This window comes from Hyphomicrobium sp. 1Nfss2.1 (assembly GCF_965243865.1).
Taxonomy (GTDB): Bacteria; Pseudomonadota; Alphaproteobacteria; order Rhizobiales; family Hyphomicrobiaceae; genus Hyphomicrobium_A.
Genome location: NZ_OZ251603.1, coordinates 2351598 through 2372095, shown reverse-complemented (window position 1 = coordinate 2372095; position 20498 = coordinate 2351598). Strand labels below are relative to the sequence as shown.

At 63.6% G+C, this 20498-nt stretch carries 17 protein-coding genes; 12 read left to right on the top strand and 5 right to left on the bottom strand.

Going from position 1 to position 20498, the window contains the following annotated elements; genetic code table 11:
- Positions 1 to 211: 211 nt before the first annotated feature.
- From mdh to lpdA, 8 genes are all read left to right on the top strand, one after another.
- The gene (gene mdh / locus ACP15D_RS11505) at positions 212 to 1177 is read left to right on the top strand and encodes a malate dehydrogenase (protein WP_424957634.1); all 966 of its coding nucleotides are present in this window, start codon (positions 212 to 214) and stop codon (positions 1175 to 1177) included.
- A 35-nt stretch (positions 1178 to 1212) separates the two neighbouring features.
- A complete protein-coding gene (sucC, locus tag ACP15D_RS11500; RefSeq protein WP_424957633.1) occupies positions 1213 to 2412 on the top strand; it encodes an ADP-forming succinate--CoA ligase subunit beta in 1200 nt (399 codons plus the stop codon).
- Between the two features lie 20 nt (positions 2413 to 2432).
- The gene (locus ACP15D_RS11495; protein ID WP_424957632.1) at positions 2433 to 2687 is read left to right on the top strand and encodes a hypothetical protein; all 255 of its coding nucleotides are present in this window, start codon (positions 2433 to 2435) and stop codon (positions 2685 to 2687) included.
- Positions 2688 to 2819: 132 nt separating this feature from the next.
- Positions 2820 to 3746: a succinate--CoA ligase subunit alpha gene (gene sucD / locus ACP15D_RS11490; RefSeq protein WP_424957631.1), complete on the top strand. Its 927-nt coding sequence runs from the start codon at positions 2820 to 2822 to the stop codon at positions 3744 to 3746.
- Between the two features lie 101 nt (positions 3747 to 3847).
- Positions 3848 to 6814 carry a 2-oxoglutarate dehydrogenase E1 component gene (locus ACP15D_RS11485; protein ID WP_424957630.1) on the top strand — a complete coding sequence of 989 codons (2967 nt, stop codon included), beginning with the start codon at positions 3848 to 3850 and terminating at the stop codon, positions 6812 to 6814.
- A gap of 47 nt (positions 6815 to 6861) precedes the next feature.
- The gene (odhB, locus tag ACP15D_RS11480) at positions 6862 to 8124 is read left to right on the top strand and encodes a 2-oxoglutarate dehydrogenase complex dihydrolipoyllysine-residue succinyltransferase (RefSeq protein ID WP_424957629.1); all 1263 of its coding nucleotides are present in this window, start codon (positions 6862 to 6864) and stop codon (positions 8122 to 8124) included.
- 29 nt (positions 8125 to 8153) lie between these two features.
- Positions 8154 to 8582 (top strand): VOC family protein, encoded by a 429-nt coding sequence (locus ACP15D_RS11475; RefSeq protein ID WP_424957628.1) that lies wholly within the window; start codon positions 8154 to 8156, stop codon positions 8580 to 8582.
- Positions 8583 to 8595: 13 nt separating this feature from the next.
- Positions 8596 to 9996, top strand: a complete 1401-nt coding sequence (gene lpdA / locus ACP15D_RS11470; protein WP_424957627.1) for a dihydrolipoyl dehydrogenase — start codon at positions 8596 to 8598, stop codon at positions 9994 to 9996.
- Positions 9997 to 10419: 423 nt separating this feature from the next.
- Here lpdA and ACP15D_RS11465 read toward each other — a convergent pair whose 3' ends face one another.
- The 4 genes from ACP15D_RS11465 to ACP15D_RS11450 all read right to left on the bottom strand — a co-directional run bounded on the left by ACP15D_RS11465 (position 10420) and on the right by ACP15D_RS11450 (position 13949).
- A complete protein-coding gene (locus ACP15D_RS11465; RefSeq protein ID WP_424957626.1) occupies positions 10420 to 11469 on the bottom strand; it encodes a TraB/GumN family protein in 1050 nt (349 codons plus the stop codon).
- 120 nt (positions 11470 to 11589) lie between these two features.
- Complete coding sequence (locus ACP15D_RS11460; protein ID WP_424959223.1) at positions 11590 to 12525, bottom strand: tyrosine recombinase XerC; 936 nt, start codon at positions 12523 to 12525, stop codon at positions 11590 to 11592.
- Positions 12526 to 12623: 98 nt separating this feature from the next.
- The gene (locus ACP15D_RS11455; RefSeq protein ID WP_424957625.1) at positions 12624 to 12974 is read right to left on the bottom strand and encodes a chaperone modulator CbpM; all 351 of its coding nucleotides are present in this window, start codon (positions 12972 to 12974) and stop codon (positions 12624 to 12626) included.
- A 3-nt stretch (positions 12975 to 12977) separates the two neighbouring features.
- Positions 12978 to 13949, bottom strand: coding sequence for a DnaJ C-terminal domain-containing protein (locus ACP15D_RS11450; RefSeq protein WP_424957624.1), 972 nt, complete (start codon positions 13947 to 13949; stop codon positions 12978 to 12980).
- Positions 13950 to 14171: 222 nt separating this feature from the next.
- On the opposite strand from ACP15D_RS11450, the gene ACP15D_RS11445 reads away from it, so the two are divergent.
- The 3 genes from ACP15D_RS11445 to ACP15D_RS11435 all read left to right on the top strand — a co-directional run bounded on the left by ACP15D_RS11445 (position 14172) and on the right by ACP15D_RS11435 (position 18409).
- Positions 14172 to 16412, top strand: a complete 2241-nt coding sequence (locus ACP15D_RS11445) for a primosomal protein N' (RefSeq protein ID WP_424957623.1) — start codon at positions 14172 to 14174, stop codon at positions 16410 to 16412.
- Positions 16413 to 16653: 241 nt separating this feature from the next.
- Positions 16654 to 17784, top strand: a complete 1131-nt coding sequence (locus tag ACP15D_RS11440; RefSeq protein WP_424957622.1) for an FAD-dependent oxidoreductase — start codon at positions 16654 to 16656, stop codon at positions 17782 to 17784.
- Between the two features lie 94 nt (positions 17785 to 17878).
- Complete coding sequence (locus ACP15D_RS11435) at positions 17879 to 18409, top strand: cupin domain-containing protein (RefSeq protein WP_424957621.1); 531 nt, start codon at positions 17879 to 17881, stop codon at positions 18407 to 18409.
- A 54-nt stretch (positions 18410 to 18463) separates the two neighbouring features.
- Here the strand turns inward: ACP15D_RS11435 and ACP15D_RS11430 are convergent, their stop codons facing one another.
- Positions 18464 to 19579: a type III polyketide synthase gene (locus ACP15D_RS11430; protein ID WP_424957620.1), complete on the bottom strand. Its 1116-nt coding sequence runs from the start codon at positions 19577 to 19579 to the stop codon at positions 18464 to 18466.
- Between the two features lie 411 nt (positions 19580 to 19990).
- Between ACP15D_RS11430 and ACP15D_RS11425 the strand changes: the two genes are divergently transcribed.
- Positions 19991 to 20296 carry a hypothetical protein gene (locus tag ACP15D_RS11425; protein WP_424957619.1) on the top strand — a complete coding sequence of 102 codons (306 nt, stop codon included), beginning with the start codon at positions 19991 to 19993 and terminating at the stop codon, positions 20294 to 20296.
- The last annotated feature ends 202 nt before the right edge of the window (positions 20297 to 20498 follow it).

Sequence of the window (20498 nt, the reverse complement as noted above, 5' to 3'; positions counted from 1 at the left end):
TTCTCGTCGCTGTCCTCGGTCCCTCGCCATTGAGGTCTGCGGCGCAGATGAACTGCGCCTCAAATCACAGCAGCACTGGCCTTATGTACGGGCTTTCCCTGCCACTGGGGCTAGTCTAAACGTAGTCGTGACCGAGTTGTGGCGGTCCGAGGGAGCTGCGGGCCGAAGCCGCACAAATCAATTTTCTTAGATAAGAGGGAGCTTGAGACGCATGGCGCGGACGAAGATCGCCTTGATCGGCGGCGGTATGATTGGTGGAACGCTCGCGCACCTGATCGGCCTCAAGGAGCTGGGCGATGTCACGATCTTTGACATCGCAGAGGGTCTGCCGCAGGGCAAGGCGCTGGATATCGCGCAGTCGGGGGCGGTCGAAGGGTTCGACTGCCAGCTCAAGGGCACGAATGCTTACGCGGACATCGAGGGCGCGGACGTGTGCATCGTCACCGCCGGCGTGCCGCGCAAGCCGGGCATGAGCCGCGATGACCTCATCGGCATCAACATCAAGGTGATGGAGCAGGTCGGCGCCGGCATCAAGAAGTATGCCCCGACCGCTTTTGTCGTCGTCATCACCAACCCGCTCGACGCCATGGTGTGGGCGCTGCAGAAGGCCTCGGGCCTGCCGCGCAACATGGTGGTGGGCATGGCCGGCGTGCTGGATGCGGCGCGCTTCCGCCACTTCCTCGCGACGGAGCTGGGGATCTCGGTGGAAGACGTCTCGGCCTTCGTGCTGGGCGGCCACGGCGACGACATGGTGCCGCTGGTGCGCTACTCGACGGTTGCCGGCATTCCGCTGCCGGACGTGGTCCGGATGGGCTGGATGCGCCAGGAGCGCCTCGACGAAATCGTGGAGCGCACGCGCAAGGGCGGCGGTGAGATCGTCGCGCTGCTCAAGACCGGTTCTGCCTATTACGCCCCGGCCTCGTCGGCGCTGGAGATGGTCGACAGCTACCTGAAAGACAAGAAGCGCATTCTACCTTGTGCTGCCTACCTCAACGGTGAGTACGGTGTTAAGGGGCTCTATGTCGGCGTACCGGTGATTGTCGGCGCGGGCGGCGCAGAGCGCGTGATCGAGATCGACCTCAACGCGACCGAGCGCAACATGTTCATCAAGTCGGTGGAGTCCGTGAAGGGCCTCGTCGACGCCTGCACGAAGATCGCCCCGCAACTGGGCGCCTAAGAGTTCGTCGCCCGCCTTTAGCATAGGAGCACGGCATGAATATCCACGAGCACCAGGCCAAGGAATTGCTGCACCAGTTCGGCATCCCGACGCCAAAGGGGTTCGCGGCGTTCTCCGTGCGTGAGGCGGGTGAAGCGACGCAGCAGCTATCCGGTCCGGTCTACGTCGTGAAGGCGCAGATCCATGCCGGTGGCCGCGGCAAGGGCAAATTCAAGGAAGCTTCGGCGGGCGAGAAGGGCGGCGTGCGGCTGGCCAAGTCGCGCGCCGAGGTACAGACGTTCGCAGAGCAGATGCTGGGCGCAACGCTGGTTACGGTGCAGACCGGGCCGGATGGCAAAGCGGTCAACCGTCTCTATGTGACGGAAGGCGTCGAGATCGAGCGGGAGCTCTATCTCTCGGCGCTGATCGACCGGACGACCTCGCGCGTTGCCTTCGTGGCGAGCGCGGAAGGCGGCATGGACATCGAAAAGGTCGCGCACGAGACGCCCGAGAAGATCATCTCGGTGACGATCGATCCGGCGAGCGGCTACATGCCGTTTCATGGACGGCGCATCGCGTTTGCGCTGGGCCTCACGGGCAAGCAAGTGGGCCAGTGCGTGAAGCTGGTCGGCGATCTCTACAACCTCGTGCTGGCCAAAGACATGAGCATGCTGGAGATCAATCCGCTGATCACGACGAAGGACGGCCAGCTGTCGTGCCTCGACGCGAAGATGAGCTTCGATTCCAACGCGCTCTATCGGCACCCTGACATCGTCGAGATGCGCGACCTGAGCGAGGAAGACCCCGCCGAGGTCGAAGCGTCGAAGTATGACCTGTCGTACGTGAAGCTCGACGGGACCATCGGCTGCATGGTCAACGGCGCGGGCCTTGCCATGGCGACGATGGACATCATCAAGCTCTATGGCGCGGAGCCGGCGAACTTCCTCGATGTCGGCGGTGGCGCCACGAAGGAGAAGGTGCAGGCCGCCTTCAAGATCATCCTGTCCGATCCGGCGGTGAAGGGCATCCTGGTCAACATCTTCGGCGGCATCATGCGTTGCGACATCATCGCCGAAGGCGTAGTCGCGGCCGCGCGCGAGATGGGCATCACGGTGCCGCTGGTGGTGCGCCTGGAAGGCACTAACGTCGAACTGGGCAAGAAGATCATGGCAGAGAGCGGCCTCAAGATCGTGCCTGCCGACGACCTCGATGATGCTGCGCGCAAGATCACCGCGGCGGTGAAAGAGGCTGGCTGAGGCCGGCCGGCCGAGCGGATATGGGACTTCTTCTCATCGTCGTTGCGACGTCGGCAATCGTATGCCTGGGCGTCCTTGCGATCGGCCGGTTGTTGGGTGCGCGCTGGGGCTACGTCGCGGCGGAGATCATTGCTTTCCGCGCGCTTGGCACCTGGTGGCTGCTCAATCTGCCCGCCGGGATGCCTTTCATTCTCATTTTTCCAGGCTTGCCAATGGCGGGAGCGGTCGTCGGGGTGTTGTTGCTTTGGACGCTGAGAACGGCTGGGCGGCGCTGACATCGGTCGGTTCGGAACGGGTGCCGAAGTTTGCGGCATCTGGCCAAAAAGTCTGGCTTGATGCACTGCAAAAATGGGCCCAAAGAGATTGCGAAGGCGGAGCGCTAGTGCTCGGTCGCAACGGGCGGCGATATGGCTATTCTCGTAGACAAGTCCACGAAGGTCATTTGCCAGGGCATTACTGGCAGCCAAGGCACATTTCACACCAAGCAGGCAAAGGCTTACGGCACGCAGATCGTCGGTGGCGTAACGCCGGGAAAGGGCGGCTCGACACACCCCGATCCCGAGCTCGCCGATGTGCCGATGTTCGATACCGTCGCTGAGGCGCGTGAAGCGACCGGCGCGGACGCGACATCCATCTATGTGCCGCCGCCGTTCGCTGCCGATGCAATTCTGGAAGCCATCGACGCAGGATTTCCCTTCATCGTCGCCATCACCGAGGGCATTCCGGTGCTGGACATGGTGAAGGTGAAGCGCGCGCTGCAGGGCTCGGGCTCGCGGCTGCTGGGACCGAACTGCCCAGGTGTGCTGACGCCGAACGAATGCAAGATCGGCATCATGCCGGGCAACATTTTCAAGGCGGGCCGCGTGGGCATCGTCTCGCGCTCGGGCACGCTGACGTACGAGGCGGTGAAGCAGACGTCGGACGCGGGCCTTGGCCAGTCGACTGCGGTCGGCATCGGCGGCGATCCGGTGAAGGGCCTCGAATTCATCGAAGTGCTGGAGATGTTCCTCGCTGATCCCGAAACCGATTCCATCATCATGATCGGTGAGATCGGCGGATCGGCAGAAGAGGACGCAGCCGAGTTCATCAAATCGGAAGCGAAGAAGGGCCGGTCGAAGCCGATGGCAGGCTTTATCGCAGGTTCAACTGCACCTCCCGGCCGCCGCATGGGCCATGCCGGCGCCATCATTTCAGGCGGCAAGGGCAAGGCCGAAGACAAGTTCGAGGCGATGCGTTCGGCAGGAATTGCCATCGCGCCAAGCCCAGCGGCCCTAGGGACGACCTTGATGGACGTCCTTAAATCGCAAACTAGGCATGCAAAACTCGCAGAGTAGGCATATGCTGCACTGCACACCATATTCCCTGCGGACCGCGCGCCTCCCCCAGAACTAGCCGGCGTGGCGATCGCTGCATCAACATGCGTTGAGACCCAGCAATGACCCGCAATCCCCTCAATGAAGCCTTCCTACGTACCTCGTTCCTCGATGGCGCCAACGCTGCCTACGTCGAGGACATGCAGGCCGAATACGAGCGCAATCCGGGCTCGGTGAGCGATGAGTGGCGGCTCTTTTTCGAGAGCCTGCAGGAAGACCGCTCGGGCGGCCGGGAGAACGAGCGGGGCCCCTCGTGGGGTGTGCCGGCGCCGGAGCTCTTGGAAAACGGCGAGATCGTCTCGGCACTGACCGGTGAATACGAGGCGAGCGCACGCCAGATCCAGGCGAACCTGCAAGCGCGCACGCATGCGCTGGGCTTCGAGATGTCGCCGGCGGCTTCGCTCCGGGCGACGCAGGATTCGATCCGAGCGCTGATGCTGATTCGCGCCTATCGCGTGATGGGGCATTTGGCAGCCGATCTCGATCCGCTCGGGCTCGCCGACCGCAAGGTGCATCGCGAGCTGAAGCCGGAAACGTACGGTTTCACCGAAGCCGACCTCGACCGGCCGATCTTCATCGACCGGGTGCTGGGGCTGGAGACGGCCACGATGCGGCAGATCCTGCGCATCCTACGCCGCACCTACTGCCGGCACATCGGTGTGCAGTACATGCACATCACCAGCCCGGCTCAGAAAGCGTGGATCCAGGACCGCATCGAAGGTGAGGAAAAGGACATCCGCTTCACCGTCGAAGGCAAGCGGGCCATCCTCAACAAGCTGATCGAGACGGAAACGTTCGAGAAGTTCTGCGAGGTGAAATATACTGGCACCAAGCGCTTCGGCATCGACGGCGGCGAGTCGATGGTTCCGGCGCTGGAGCAGATCATCAAGCGTGGCGGCCAGCTCGGCGTCAAAGAGATCATCGTCGGCATGGCGCACCGCGGGCGGCTCAACGTGCTCGCCAACGTGATGGCGAAGCCGCACCGCGCAATCTTCCACGAGTTCAAGGGCGGTTCGTTCAAGCCGGACGACGTCGAGGGCTCGGGTGACGTGAAGTATCACCTCGGTGCCTCGTCGGACCGCGCGTTCGACGGCAACAACGTGCACCTGTCGCTGACCGCCAACCCTTCGCACCTGGAAATCGTCGATCCGGTGGTGCTGGGCAAAGTGCGCGCAAAGCAGGACCAGCGCGGGTGTGCGCCGGGCGAGCGTACGCCGGTGATGCCGCTGCTGATCCATGGCGATGCGGCGTTTGCCGGCCAGGGCGTCGTTGCCGAGTGCTTCGGCCTGTCGGGGCTCAAGGGGCACCGCACGGGTGGTTCGATCCACTTCATCATCAACAATCAGATCGGCTTCACGACCAATCCGCGGCTGTCGCGGTCCTCGCCCTATTGTTCGGATGTGGCGCGCATGATCGAGGCGCCGATCTTCCACGTGAATGGCGATGACCCGGAAGCGGTTGTTCACGTTGCGAAGGTCGCAACGGAATTCCGACAGAAATTCCAGAAGCCTGTCGTCATCGACATGTTCTGCTATCGGCGCTACGGGCACAACGAGTCCGATGAGCCGATGTTCACGCAGCCGTTGATGTACAAGGCGATCAAGTCGCATCCGACGGTGATCGACATCTACTCCAAGCGGCTCGCGGAGGAAGGCGTCGTTTCTGCGGAGGATAGCCAGCGCATGCAGGCGTCGTTCCGTGCGCACCTCGAAGAGGAATTTTCCACTGCCGACAACTTCCGGCCGAACAAGGCCGATTGGCTCGATGGCCGCTGGGCGGGAATGGGCTTTGCCGAAGATGACGAGCGCCGGGGTATCACGGGCGTCGACATAGAGCGGTTGAAGATCATCGGCCGGCGCATCACGTCGATCCCACCTGACTTCAATGCGCACAAGGTCGTGCGGCGGCTGTTGGATCGCCGTCGCGAGATGGTGGATTCGGGCGAGGGCCTCGATTGGGCGATGGCCGAGCATCTGGCGTTCGGCACGCTTGTGGCCGAGGGCGTCCCGGTGCGTCTGTCGGGGCAGGATTCAGAGCGCGGCACCTTCTCGCAGCGCCATTCGGTGCTCATCGATCAGGATACCGAGCGCCGCTGGACACCGCTGAAGCACGTCGCCAACGACCAGGCGCGGTTCGAGGTCATCAACTCGATGCTTTCGGAGGAAGCCGTGCTCGGGTTCGAGTACGGCTACTCGCTGGCGGAGCCGAATGCGCTCGTCATGTGGGAAGCGCAGTTCGGCGATTTCGCAAACGGCGCGCAGGTGGTGTTCGACCAGTTCATCTCGTCGGGCGAGCGCAAGTGGCTGCGCATGTCGGGCCTCGTGTGCCTGCTGCCGCATGGCTACGAGGGCCAAGGGCCTGAGCATTCATCGGCGCGGCTCGAGCGCTACCTTCAGCTTTGCGCGGAGGACAACTGGCAGGTCGCCAATGTGACGACGCCGGCCAACTACTTCCACATTCTGCGGCGACAGATGAAGCGCAAGTTCCGCAAGCCGCTGATCCTGATGACGCCGAAGTCGCTGCTGCGACACAAGCGTGTGGTGTCGCCGCTGGCCGACCTCGGGCCAGATACGACGTTCCATCGCGTGCTGTGGGACGATGCGGAGCACAAGCCGAGCGAGAAGATCAAGCTGGTGTCGGACGAGCGCATCAAGCGCGTCGTACTGAGCACCGGCAAGGTCTACTACGACCTTTACGAGACACGCGAGGCTGCGGGCATCGACAATGTCTACCTGTTACGCGTGGAGCAGCTCTACCCGTTCCCGGCGCGCGCGCTGATGCACGAATTGAGTCGGTTCCCGCAGGCAGAAATCGTGTGGTGCCAGGAAGAGCCGAAAAACATGGGCGCGTGGACCTTTATCGAGCCCAACCTCACCTGGGTGCTGGAGCGCATCAACGCGACGCACAAGCGGCCAGTGTACGCGGGACGCCCGGCGTCGGCATCGACAGCGACGGGACAGCTTTCAAAGCATCTCAACGAACAGAAGACACTTGTTGAAGCAGCACTGACGGGCCCGGCGAACGGGTAAGCGCAGCCACGCGCCAAAGATAATCTGGCGGGGAAGTGAGACGGAAAATGGCGACCGAAATTCGTGTGCCGACCCTGGGCGAAAGCGTCACTGAGGCGATTGTCGGAAAGTGGTTCAAGAAGTCCGGCGACACGGTGAATGTGGATGAGCCGCTGGTCGAGCTCGAAACCGACAAGGTGACGGTCGAGGTTCCCGCGCCCGTGGCCGGTGTGCTGGAAGACATCAAGGCAGCTGAAGGCGAGACGGTTGCGGTTGGTGCATTGCTCGGCGCGATCGTCAACGGGGGCGCTGCGGCGGCGCCCAAGGTCGAGAAGGCTCCCGAGCCGAAGAAGGCGGATGCAGCGCCCGCGAAAGCCGCGGCGGTTCCAGCAGCAGCGGCAACGTCGATGCCGCCGAGCCCTGCCGCCAGCAAGAAGCTCGCTGAAGCCGGCATCGATGGCAGTGAGGTGAAAGGGTCGGGCAAGCGTGGCCAGGTCCTGAAGGAGGACGTTCCGGCGGCGGCAGCCAAGAAGGCGCCCGAGCCCGCGGCGCCGGCAGCTCCGACACGTGGGCTGGCTCCTGTTCCCGTTCCGACGCAGCATTTGCGTGTTCCCTCGCAGTCGAGCGATGCGGCGCGCGAGGAACGCGTGCGCATGACGCGTCTGCGCCAGACGATCGCGCAGCGCCTCAAGGATGCGCAGAACACCGCGGCGATGCTGACGACGTTCAATGACGTCGACATGGGCGCGGTGATGAAACTGCGCAGCGAATACAAGGATCTGTTCGAGAAGCGCCACGGGGTGAAGCTCGGCTTCATGGGCTTCTTCGTGAAGGCGTGCCTGCAGGCGCTGAAGGAGATCCCGGCCGTCAACGCCGAGATCGACGGCGACGAGATCATCTACAAGAACTACTACCATATCGGCGTGGCGGTCGGGACCGAGCGTGGCCTCGTGGTGCCGGTGGTGCGTGAAGCCGACCGGATGAGCCTCGCCGAAATCGAGGGGCAGATCTCCGACTTCGGCAAGCGCGCGCGCGACGGCAAGCTGAGCATCGATGAGATGCAGGGCGGCACGTTCACGATCACCAACGGCGGCGTCTATGGCTCGCTGATGTCGACGCCGATCCTCAACGCGCCGCAGTCGGGCATCCTCGGGATGCATCGCATCGAGGAGCGCCCGGTGGTGCGCAATGGCGAAATCGTGGCGCGTCCGATGATGTATCTCGCTCTCAGCTACGATCACCGTATCGTCGATGGCAAAGAGGCGGTCGCTTTCCTTGTTCGCGTCAAAGAGTGTCTCGAAGATCCGCAGCGGTTCCTATTGGAGCTCTAAGCCCGTGCGATGGCCGAGGAGCAAGCACCATGGCGGAGGAAGTCATTTCTGCGATCGAGGTCTATTTGACCGTTGAGAATGCGGCCGAGGCGATCGCCTTCTACGAGAAGGCTTTTGGAGCGAAGGTTGCGTACAAGGAGCTGACCGCTGACGGCGCGCGCGTGCAACACGCCTCGCTTTCGGCATTCGGTGGCAACTTCATGCTTTCGGATTATTTTCCCGACTATCTCACTGATGTTGCGCCGCGGTCCTCGCCCGATGAGAAGGGCAGCATGGCGGTGCAGATCAACCTCAATTCGCCGCTGGAGGTCGACGGCGCCATTGCGCGCGCGGCCGCTGCCGGCGCGGTGGTGACGGCCCCTGCGACAGATACTTTCTGGGTCATGCGCTATGGACGCGTGCGTGACCCATTCGGATACGTGTGGGCGTTCAGTGCGCCTCTTCCCTTAGGACTTTGAACGGAGAATTGCCGTGGCCGCCTACGATCTGATCGTTATCGGTGCAGGGCCGGGCGGCTATGTCTGCGCCATTCGCGCCAGCCAGCTCGGAATGAAGGTGGCGATGGTGGAGAAGCGGGCGACGTTCGGCGGCACCTGCCTCAACGTCGGCTGCATTCCTTCGAAGGCGCTGCTGCATGCCTCCGAGCTGTTCGATGAAGCCGGCCATGCATTCGCCAACATGGGCATCGAGGTGAGCCCCAAGCTCGACCTTAACAAGATGCTGGAATTCAAAGATGCGGCGGTGAAGGGCAACACCGAGGGCGTCGCGTTCCTGCTACGCAAGAACAAGGTGGATCATTTCCACGGCACGGGGCGCATTAAAGGACCGGGCGCCGTCGAGGTGACGTTCATCAACGGCGAGAAGCAGGACGTCGATGCCAAGTCGATCGTGATCGCGACGGGATCTGATGTCGCGAAGCTGCCGGGTATCGAGATCGACGAAGAAGCGGTGGTGTCGTCGACCGGTGCGCTGTCGTTGGAGAAGGTGCCGAAGCGGCTGCTGGTGATCGGCGCTGGTGTGATCGGGTTGGAGCTTGGCTCAGTGTGGCGGCGGCTCGGCGCGGAGGTGACGGTCGTCGAGTTTCTCGACCGCATCCTGCCGGGCATGGACGGCGAGGTGGCCAAGCAGCTGCAACGCACGCTTTCCAAGCAGGGCATGGCGTTCAAGCTCGGTCACAAGGTGACGGGCATCAAGAAGAACGGCGCGGCGCAGGTCGTTACGATCGAACCGGCGCAGGGCGGAGATGCCGTGACGATCGAGACCGATGTGGTACTCGTCGCCATCGGCCGCGTGGCTTACACGGGCGGGCTCGGGCTCGCGGAAGCCGGCGTCAATCTCGATCAGCGCGGGCGCGTGGTCGTTGACGAGCACTATCAGTCGAGCGTGCCGGGCATCTACGCGATCGGTGATGTGATCCAAGGTCCGATGCTGGCGCACAAGGCCGAGGATGAGGGTATTGCGGTTGCGGAAATTCTCGCGGGGCAGGCGGGGCACGTGAACTACAATGTCATTCCCGGGGTGGTCTATACGGCGCCGGAAGTGGCGAGCGTGGGCAAGACCGAGGAAGAGCTGAAGGCAGCCGGTGTCGCCTACAACGTCGGCAAATTCCCGTTCACGGCGAACGGGCGCGCGAGGGCGAACCAGCAGACCGATGGTTTCGTGAAGATCCTGGCGGATGCGGCGACAGACCGTGTGCTGGGCGCGCATATTATCGGCACCAACGCGTCAGAGCTGATTGCGGAGTGTGCGGTGCTGATGGAGTTCAGCGGTTCGGCTGAGGATCTCGCGCGGACCTGTCACGCGCACCCGACGCTCAGCGAAGCCGTCAAGGAAGCTGCGCTCGCCGTCGACAAGCGCGCTATCCATTTTTAGATCGCTGAAGGATCGAAGCTGATGTTTGGCGGGTGGAGGTCTTCGGATAGGAGTCTTGGCGGTCCCCGGGCGAGGATCAGTAGCGTTCTTTTTGTTGCTTCAGTCGTAGTGTGTTCGTTTTCGGTTTGTCTGCTCGCGTTGAACTTCTACGATCGTCACTACCATCCCGAGCTTCCATGGCGTGAGAGTGAGTACGACAGGCTCATGGTTCAGCTTGCGACCGTAGCGGCGGGCAGCCTCGTGTTCGCCGTTTGCAGCTTTCTCTTCAGGTGGCGCGCTGGCCGGTAATTCACGTCCGACCCGCCATGCGAATGTCACCCGAGTACTTTGTTGCCGGAACCCTGCTTACCGCTAGGTGCGGAGCGTGGATAGATGGATTCGGGGGACAAGCCCCTGGAACACACTCAGGGGCCGCGCTTCGCGCTACTCCACCGGGGTGACGGTGTAGCCGCCTTTGCGGAGCAGCTCGACGAGGCCGAGGTCGCCGGGAAGATGCAATGCGCCGACGGCGATGAACACGCCGCCCTTGTCGAGCAGGGGCTCGGCGACAGCGCCCATCTTCGCGTTGCGTTCGAAGATCAGCTTCTGCTGGAAGCCGGCGAAGGCTTCATCGCCGACGCCCGCTTCCTTGGCGAGTGCGATCTGGAACGGCAGCGCGGCGCTGATCTTGCGCTTCAGGTAGAGCTGGACCAGCGTTTCCATCATGTCGTCGGTGCGGTCGGCGAAGCGCAGGCTGGAGCGCAGCATGTCGAGCTGCTGCTTCTCGGGGACTGAAGCGAGCGCCTCGATCTGCGTGGAGATGGTTTCGAGACCGATGACGTCCTTGCCCTCGGACTTGCCGATCTCGGCGATCTTCATGTCGAGCACGCGTGCGCCGCTTTGAACCTTGGCGCGCTCGCAGTCGGAGGTGGAGAGGATCATGGTGACGATCCAGGGCTTGAACAGCGCCGCCAGATCGACGGGCATGCCGGAGCGGCCGATGATGGATTTGACGACGTCGTATTCGCTGGGCGACAGCAGGCCATCGAGGCGGCGCCCGTCGGTGAACATGACGAGCGGCGCTGACTTGGCGATGACGGTGGATGTCGCGGTCTCGGAGACGTCGGAGACTTCGAGCGCGATGGTCTTTGAAGATTTGATGGCGTCCTTGACGGCGGGCGACAGATCGGTGACGCGCTCGTCAGTCAGATGCACGGTGCCGAACAGGTAAGATGTCGGGCGGCCTTCCTTCTCGATCTTCCAAAGGATGGCGCCCGAATTCTTCGCTGCCGCTGCCGCGGCCATGATGCTCGCATAGGCTTGCGGATTGCGCGTCGCCGTCTCGGCGAGCATGTCGGTGCCACGGCACGTTTGGGCGGCGGCGGGGGCTTCCTTCGCGGAATCCTTGGACTTGTCTGCGGCGTTGGCATCGGCGGCCGAGAGTGCCGCTGCGACTGCCATGATGGCGACAGCGAAACGCGAACGTAGGCGCATACGACTTTTCTACTCCGATGCAGTTGGGTGCCTGCTTTTACAGCGCAAGCGCCGAAGAAAAGAGGCAAAAATGCGTCGCCGTTTACCAAGACGTGCTCTGAACGCTTATTTTACGGGGCTTTATGAGCGCGGATGGGCTGCGTCATAGACAGCAAGCAGACGGTCACGGTCGACTTCAGTGTACGCCTGAGTGGTCGACAGCGAGGCGTGGCCGAGCAGCTCCTGGATCTGGCGCAGGTCGCCGCCTGCGGACAGAAGGTGCGTTGCGAACGAGTGGCGCAGCGCGTGCGGCGTGGCGGTTGCGGGCAGTTCGAGTTCGCCGCGGAGGCGCTGCATGGCGAGCTGGATGATGCGCGGCGACAGTGGTCCGCCCTTGGCGCCGCGGAACATCGGCGCGTCGGGTTCGAGCTGATAAGGGCAGAGTTCGCGATAACGGGCGATGGCTTCGCGCACGATGGGGAGCACGGGAACGAGGCGTTCCTTCTCGCCTTTGCCGACGACGCGAAGCACGTCGCGCTCATCGGTTGGCGCGTCCTTGGTTTTGAGGCTGAGCGCTTCGGCGATGCGCAGACCGCATCCGTAGAGCAATAGCAGCACGGCGACGTCGCGTGCGTTGACCCAATCGAGCTCGGCCTCGCCGCGGGCCTCTACAACTTCGGCAGCTTTGGCGACGGTCAAGGGTTTTGGCACCGAGTGAGGAACCTTTGGCATCGCAAGCCGGAGGATGGCGCGGTTCTCGACGATGTCCTTGGCTTCGAGCCAGCGGAACAGTTGGCGCAACGCGGAGAGCGAGCGCGCGAGAGAACGGCTGACGGTTCCGGCGCGGCGGCGCGAGGCGAGAAAGCCGCGGAAGATTTTGAGGTCGAGGCGGGCGAGATCGGCGAGGCAGGGCGGGTGGCCGAGATCGCGTGCGAGAAAGGCGAGGAACTGGCGTACGTCGCGGTCGTAGGCTTCGAGCGTCTTGTCGGCGTGACCACGTTCGTGCCGAAGGTGCGCGAGCCAAGCGGCGACGGCGCGCTCGAGATCGGCGCCGAGCGGCAGCTCAAGCTCTGCGATGTCGTCGGCGGTCGTAGACACGTGCCCCCTCACCCGCTCGCTGTGCTCGCGACCTCTCCCCAGCGGGGAGAGGTTAGGCGATTCGAACGGTCGAGAAGTTAATCGGCGTCGTGCGGGTCGGGGCGCGTGGAAGTTGAGCGCAGGCGGGCTTCGAGCGCGTCGATGCGATCGAGCAACTCCAATGCGAGGGCGACGCCCGGCAGATTGACGCCGAGATCGCGTTGCAGGCGACGTGCCTTCTCGATGCGTACGATGGTCGTTGCGGAGAAGCGCCACTGCTGCGCCTTGGCGCGTTCGGTGAGGCCGCGCGGCTCGATCACGCCTTCATCGACCAGCTCCATCACCCATTCGGCGTGCACGCGGCAGGTGCGCGTGAGCTCGCCAAGCGTGACTTCCTCTTCATCGAGGACGACGAGGGTGGGCTGGCTCTGCTTGGTATCGGCTGGCATCGGTTACACTCCCAAGCCCGAGCGCGGATTGAACGGCAATTCGCGCTCCATCTCTTTATATAGGTCCTTGGCCTTTTCGGTGTCGGCGGGCGGCAGCTCGATTTTCAGAACGGCGTTGAGATCGCCGGGCGGATTGCCGGGGATGCCCTTGCCCTTGAGGCGCATGGTGCGGCCCTTGGTGGAGCCGGGCGGGATCTTCAGCATGACCGCGCCTTCCGGCGTCGGGGCCTTCACGGATGCGCCGAGCGCCGCTTCCCAAGGCGTGATGGGCAGATCGAAGGTCACGTCCTTGCCGTCGACCTTGAAGACCGGGTCGGGCTCGAACGCCACCTCAAGATATAGGTCGCCCGGTTGGCCTTTGCCGATGCCGGGTGAGCCCTGACCAGCGAGGCGGATGTGCTGGCCTTCGCGAATGCCTTTGGGAATGGTGACGGAGAGCGTGCGGTTCTTCACGGCGACGTGGCCCGTCTCATCCAGTTCGGGCACGCGCAAGGTGATGTCGCGCTTGGCGCCGGTGTAGCTGTCGCGCAGGGGAATGACGATCTTGGCGTGGTGGTCCTCGCCCTGTGCGTGGAACTCGCGCTGTGAAAAGCCGCTGCGGCCGCCGCCGCCGCCTCGCGCGCCGCGCGCACGCGCCTGACCGAACAGGCCTTCGAAGAAATCGGAGAACTGCGAGGGATCGGCTTCGGTGTAGCCGCCGCCGGAGAACTCGAAGCCCTGATCCCAGTTGGGCGGCGGGCGGAACTGCTGGCCCTGCTGCCAGTTGGCGCCAAGCTCGTCGTAGGCGGCGCGCTTTTCGGGGTCTTTGAGGACTTCGTAGGCTTCGCCGGCGTCCTTGAACTTGGCCTCGGCGCCGGCCTCTTTGTTCACGTCAGGATGAAAGGTGCGCGCCATCTTGCGGTATGCGCGCTTGATGTCGTCCTGCGAGGCGTTCCGCTCGACGCCGAGGATGTTGTAGTAGTCCTTATATTCCATGGGGTAACGCGTTCCTGGAGAGAGCCCGCGATGCCTGGGGCGGCGCCAGCTTAGCTGCAGCCCCTCGATCCGAAGTTAATCTGTGGTATCGGCAAGGAAAATTGTTGCGGCCGGTGCCCGGGGCAGCCGCGCGCTGGTGCCGCGCCTTGGGGGCGCCGTCGCAGCGGCCTAGGCTTGGCAGTTCGATTCGCTTTCAGTCACCGCGGGAGTTTGCGCGCGCCGATGCAGAGTTTGTTCGAGCCTTTGGATGGCGAGACGCGGGCCACGCCTTTGAAGTTGGCGCCGGTTGTGCTCGCGGTCGCGCTCGACCAGACGTACGACTACATCGTGCCTGACGATGTGGAGATCGAGCCGGGCTGCTTCGTGATGGTGCCGTTCGGCCCGCAAAGCCGCATTGGCGTGGTGTGGGATCGGCCAGTCGCCAACCTCGACGGCACGCCGCAGAAGGCGATCGATCCGAAGAAGCTGAAAGCGATCACGGGGCGGCTCGATGCGCCGCCGCTGCCGCCGATCACGATGCGGTTCGCGGAGTGGATCGCCAAATACACGCTGGCCCCGCTGGGCATGACGGTGCGCATGATGATGAGCGCGCGGGCCGTGTTCGAGCCGCAGAAGCCGCGCTTCGGTGTGACGATCGTTGCGGATGCGCCAGAGCCGCCGCGCATGACGCCGGCACGCAAAAAGGCGCTGGAGATTGCAGGCGATGGCGCGATCCGGGCCAAGGCGGCACTGGCGCAGGCGGCGGAGTGCTCGTCAGGTGTGATCGACGGGCTGGTGCAGTCGGGCAATCTGGTCGAGGTGGCAATTCCCGAAAGGCGGCCGCCGGTGCCTGACCCGAAGCATCGCGTGACGGAGCTGAGCCCGGAACAGGCGGTGGCGGTGAACGCCCTGCAATCGGCGGTCGATGGGGGAAATTTCTCCGTTTCGCTGCTCGACGGCGTGACGGGGTCGGGCAAAACGGAAGTCTATTTCGAGGCGGTGGCACGCACGCTTGAGTGCGGGCATCAGGCGCTGATCATGCTGCCGGAAATCGCGCTGACCGATCAGTTCATGCGGCGCTTCACGGGGCGGTTCGGCGCGATGCCGGTCGAATGGCATTCGGCGCTGTCGGGGCCAGAGCGCGGGCGCGTGTGGCGGCAGGCGGCGAATGGTGAAGCGCGCGTCGTCGTTGGGGCGCGGTCGGCGCTGTTCCTGCCGTTTTCAGACCTCGGCCTCGTCATCGTCGATGAAGAGCACGACGCCGGCTACAAGCAGGACGACCGCGTGCACTATCAGGCGCGCGACATGGCGGTGGTGCGCGGCAGTCTCGGCGGCTTCCCGGTGATCTTGGCCTCCGCGACGCCTTCGATCGAATCGCACGTCAACGCGCGCAACGGGCGCTATCGGCATGTCGTGCTGCCGGGGCGGTTTTCGGGCGCATCGCTGCCGGACATCACGGCGATCGATCTGCGCGTGACGCCGCCGGAAAAGGGCAAGTGGCTGGCGCCGCCGCTGGTCGAGGCGATGATACGCACACTGGAAGACAAGCAGCAGACGCTATTGTTTCTCAACCGGCGCGGATATGCGCCGCTAACGCTGTGCCGTGCGTGCGGCCATCGCATCGAGTGTCCGCAGTGCACGGCGACGCTGGTGGAGCATCGTTTTCGCGGCCGGCTGCATTGCCATCACTGCGGCTTTTCCATCGCGTTGCCGGAGAAGTGTCCGAAGTGCGGGGAAGCGGGATCGCTGGTTGCGTGCGGGCCGGGCGTCGAGCGCGTTGCGGAAGAAGTGGCGGAGCGGTTTCCGGATGCGAAGGTGGCGCTGCTGTCGTCAGATCTCATTCCGGGGCTGACGGAGATGCGCGAGATCATCCGAAACATCGAGGCGGGCGGCATCGATATCGTGATCGGCACGCAGATCGTTGCCAAGGGCCATCACTTCCCGAACCTTGCGACAGTGGGGATCGTCGACGGCGATCTGGGCCTGGCGCAGGGCGCCGATCCGCGCGCGGGCGAGCGCACGTTCCAGCTGCTGCATCAGGTGACGGGGCGCGCGGGGCGTGCGCTGGCGGAAGGGCGCGGCTACGTGCAGACGCACATGCCCGATCATCCGGTAATGGCGGCGATCATCGAGAGCAACCGCGAAGCATTCATCGAGCAGGAGATCAAATCGCGCCAGCGCGGAATGCTGCCGCCGTTCGGGCGGCTGGTGGCGCTGGTGGTCGCCGCGCGCGACAAGGAGACGGCGCAGCTCATCGCGCGGGACATTGCGCATCGCGCGCCGCGTTCGGACAGGATCGAGGTGCTGGGGCCGGCCGAGGCGCCGATTGCGGTGATCCGCGGGCGGCATCGCTGGCGGTTGCTGGTGAAGGCGCCGCGCGAGATCGACGTGCAGGCTTACCTGCGCGCGTGGCTGGCGGATCTGCCGCCGCTGAAGGGCGACGTGCGGCTTACGGTCGATATCGACCCGTATAGTTTTTTGTAGGTGTTGGTGGGTGTGGCCGCTAGTGACCCATAGCGGACATTGCGGGTCACGCAAAATTGGCATAGGAATCGAGCGTCGCGAAAAACGACTTCGTGCCCAATCGTCGACGAGCGGCCCGACAGTCGAATACACGCCTACCATGTTGGAATGGTACGGCCAGCGTCTCCCAGATCAACCGCCCGGATCGAACCGGGCCAGTGTGGCTCTCGCCTGTCCCGGCGATGGCCCCAGGAGAACGCTATTGCCAAACCGTATCGCGATCATCGGAGCTGGACTGGGTGGTCTCACTCTTGCCCGTGTCCTTCACCGCCATGGGACTGACTTCAACGTCTACGAGGCCGAGGTCTCGATAGATGCGCGGTCGCAGGGTGGATTGCTCGACATGCACGAGGACAGCGGCCAGCAAGCCTTAAAGACGGCAGGCCTATTCACGGAATTTATGTCACACGTCCGCCCCGGCGAGGACGCTAAGCGTATTGTCGATAAGGACGCAAATATCCTGTTTGAACGCCGCAGCGCTGAAAGCAATCGCCCTGAAATCGCGCGCGGGGAGCTACGCCGACTGCTTCTGAACTCACTCCCACAGGAAAAAATCCTATGGGGCCACAAGCTGGTTTCCATCGAGCGGACCGGATGCAAGGGCTTCCGGATCGCTTTCGCCAATGGGGGCAGTGCCGCCAGAGATCTGGTGGTCGGTGCCGATGGCGCATGGTCGCGCGTGCGTCCGCTCCTCTCGGACGCGAAACCGGTCTATACCGGAACCAGTTTCCTAGAGGTGTCTCACAGCTTTGGCGCTGAACGGCAAAGCGAAGCCGCGGCGCTTGTCGGGCCCGGCACACTTATGGCTGTTGCCCCGGGCCGGGGAATTCTGGTGCACCGCAACGGTGACGGCTCGCTAAGTGGCTATATCGCGCTGAACAAGCCTGAAGAGTGGATCTCTTCGATGGCATTTGATGACCAGACGTCGGGACTGGCCAGACTGGCTGCCCAGTTCCAAGGTTGGGATGATCGTCTGATTTCTCTCATCACACGGAGCGACAAGATCCACGCGCTGCGCCCCATCTACATGCTTCCCGTCGGACACAGATGGACGCGGCAGGCCGGTCTCACACTACTTGGCGATGCCGCGCATCTGATGTCGCCCTTTGCGGGCAAAGGCGCGAACTCGGCCATGTATAACGGCGCTCGGCTCGCCGAGGCAATTCTCGACAAGCCGGGAGATATTGAAGGGGCACTTGCCAATTATGAGGACGAGCTGTTCGAGCGAATGAGAGTAATCGCACAGGAAAGTGCAGAGAACCTCTCGCTCTTTTTTGGGAGCGGTGCTCCGCAGAGCATAGTCAATCTCTTCAACGACGCTTCCGCACGGTGAATGACCGTTCCTGGCCCGAAGCTGTCATTTCGGGATGCGGGATGATATGCAAGAGCAGCGATGCGTTTTTGCAGCGCTCGAGCCGGGGCCCTTCATGACCGCGCCAACGCAAGACCGAATGCTGGACTTCGGGGCGATGGGTATGAGGTGGGAGATCACACACTCCACCTCGGATACGGGGGGCCAGTTCTTCGAGGCGATCAACGTACTCGCACCGGGATTTGCAGGACCTCCACTGCATACACACCCGTTTGCAGAGGAGAGCTACGAGGTGCTCGCCGGCACACTCGATGTCTGCGTGGACGGCGTGTGGCAGCAGCTTGCGCCCGGCCAATCGGTGAAGGTGCCCGCGGGCATCCCCCACACGCTGAGAAACCCTCATGCGACAGAAGTCCGGCTCGTGAACGTGCATAGGCCGGCGCTCGATTTCGAACCGTTCTTCAGGAAGCTGCAGGCCCTGGTGGTCGATGGCCGAATGAGGCTCCCGCCGAAGGATTTTCAATCGCTCGTTCTGGTCTCAATGCTCTTCGTCGCGCACGAGAAAGAGATCCGTTCGGCGAACCCGCCCCATGCCGTCATGCGGATCGTAGCGTTCTTCGGCAAGCTGCTGGGCTACAGGCTGTAGCCATCAGAAAGTGAAGTGCCGGACTTTGAGCCGGTTCGGCGCCGCCGCGGCGGGTCAGAGGTCGAGGACGACGAAGTAGCCGGAGAAGCCGGGGCCGAAAGCGGCGAGCAGGTAGCGGCCGCGGGCTTTGTCGGCGAGCGCTTCCTTGAGCACGAACAGCGCTGTCGCCGACGACATGTTTCCGTAGTCCCTCAGCACCTGCCAGGAATAGCGGAGCTGATCGCGAGAAATGCCGAGCGTGCTTTCTATCGTGGTGAGGAGTTTGCTTCCGCCGGGGTGAAGCAGGAGGCCCTGAAAGTCATTCGGCGACAGGCCTTCGCGCACGAAGAACGGCACGAGACCTTCGATCAGCCGATCGCGCATCAGGGCGGGAAGGTCTGGGCTCAGCACGATGCCGAAGCCGTCATCCTTGATGTCGAAGCCCATGATGTGCTCGGTGCCGGGCCAGGTGTATTCGCCCATGGCGCCGATGCGCGCGAGCGCGGTGCCGCCGTGGGCGTGCGATGGGTGGTTGCGGTCGCGGCTGCGGAGCACGATGCCCGCTGCTCCATCACCGAACAGCGCTGCGGCCACGAACATCGTCAGGCGCGGGTCGTTGATGCGCAGGCAGAGCGAGCACAGATCGACCGTGAGGAAGAGCACGTTCGACCCGGGCTGAGCCTGGGCCATGCGCGCGGCGCGTGAGAGGCCGGCGACGCCGCCGCCGCAACCGAAGCCGAAGATGGGCAGGCGCTGCACGTCGGGGCGGAAGGCTAAGCGGTTCATCAGGCGGGCTTCCAGGGTGGGGATCGAAAGCCCGGTGATGGTGTTGGTGACGATGGTGTCGATGTCGCTCAGCGACAGGCCGGCCTGGGCGATGGCGTCGAGTGCGACTTGCTCCAAGAGGTCGAGCGCGTTGCGCTGGAAGGTTTCGGTGCGTTCCTCCCAGGTGTGCGTGCGCAGATACCATTCCTTCGGCTCGACCGAGTAGCGGCGCTCGATGCCGGTATTGGTGTAGAGCGCGTCGAGGCGGGCAAATTGCGGATAGATCTTATGGGCGCGCTCGGAGACTTCGGCTTGCCCGGTGACGTGCTTTGGAACGGCCGTTGCGACGGAGACGATCTCGACTTCGGCCTCGACCTCGGCTGTTCGGGTCCGTCGAACGGCGACGGGCTCGGCGTGTATCGTCATGTCGGACCTGATCCTTGTGCTGCCACAGCGCAAGTGTCGAAGATGCTCGATCAGTGCACTGATCGCCATGAAAGGCCGCGCTTATAGTGTAGCGGGCGTTGCGAACGGGTTAAGCATTTTTCGCGGGTGGGACTGACCTGATTGGTCTGGCCAGGAGGATTCGCGGGGTTCCCCGCGCCGCCGGAGCCAGGCGCATCGCTAGGGCTTGGCGTGGAGCGCGGCGGGCGCGGGCAAGCATCGCCGAAGGGTCACGCGGAACCGCGGCCGGTCGGGCGCCGGTCGCGTGGCTAAAGCGGCACGCGGTTCCAGCTGCTTTCAGATGCCGCGGGCGGCCGCAGAGTGAATCTATTGTAGCGGACCGCGCGCTTAACTAGTTTCGATCGTGGGATAAATTGTCCTCTGGAGGGGTACATGCGCGCGTTGAAAATGGGCTTGGCCGCCGCGGCGGTGATGTTCTCGTTTGCGGCCACGGCACAGGCTGGCGATTGCATCAAGGTGGAAGGGCTGGGCGAAGCTGTGACGCACGATATCGCCGAGGTATTTGCGACGCATGGCCTTGCGAACATCATCTATGGCAAGGGGCGCGTGGGTAAGGGCCCCGTGCACACGAAGTGTGTAGATGGCCCGACCACGACGACGTGCCGTTCGTGGCAGACGGCGTGCAAGGCGACGGCGCCGCATACCTGCCTCGGCGCGTGGCTCTGCTTGCCGATGTGATCGGGCGGCTCGACCGCCGGTCAAAGGCGACGCAGGGTTCGCGGTCGATAGCGATCGGGCTCGCCACATTGTAGGGGTGAAGCGTTTGCGTCGGTGAGCCGGAGCAATCCTCGGGCGTGGCAACGACGCAAACGCTAGTCGATCTTCACGACGTACTTCGCGTCGGGGGGATGAGAGAATCCGATCCGCCGCATGAGCGGCT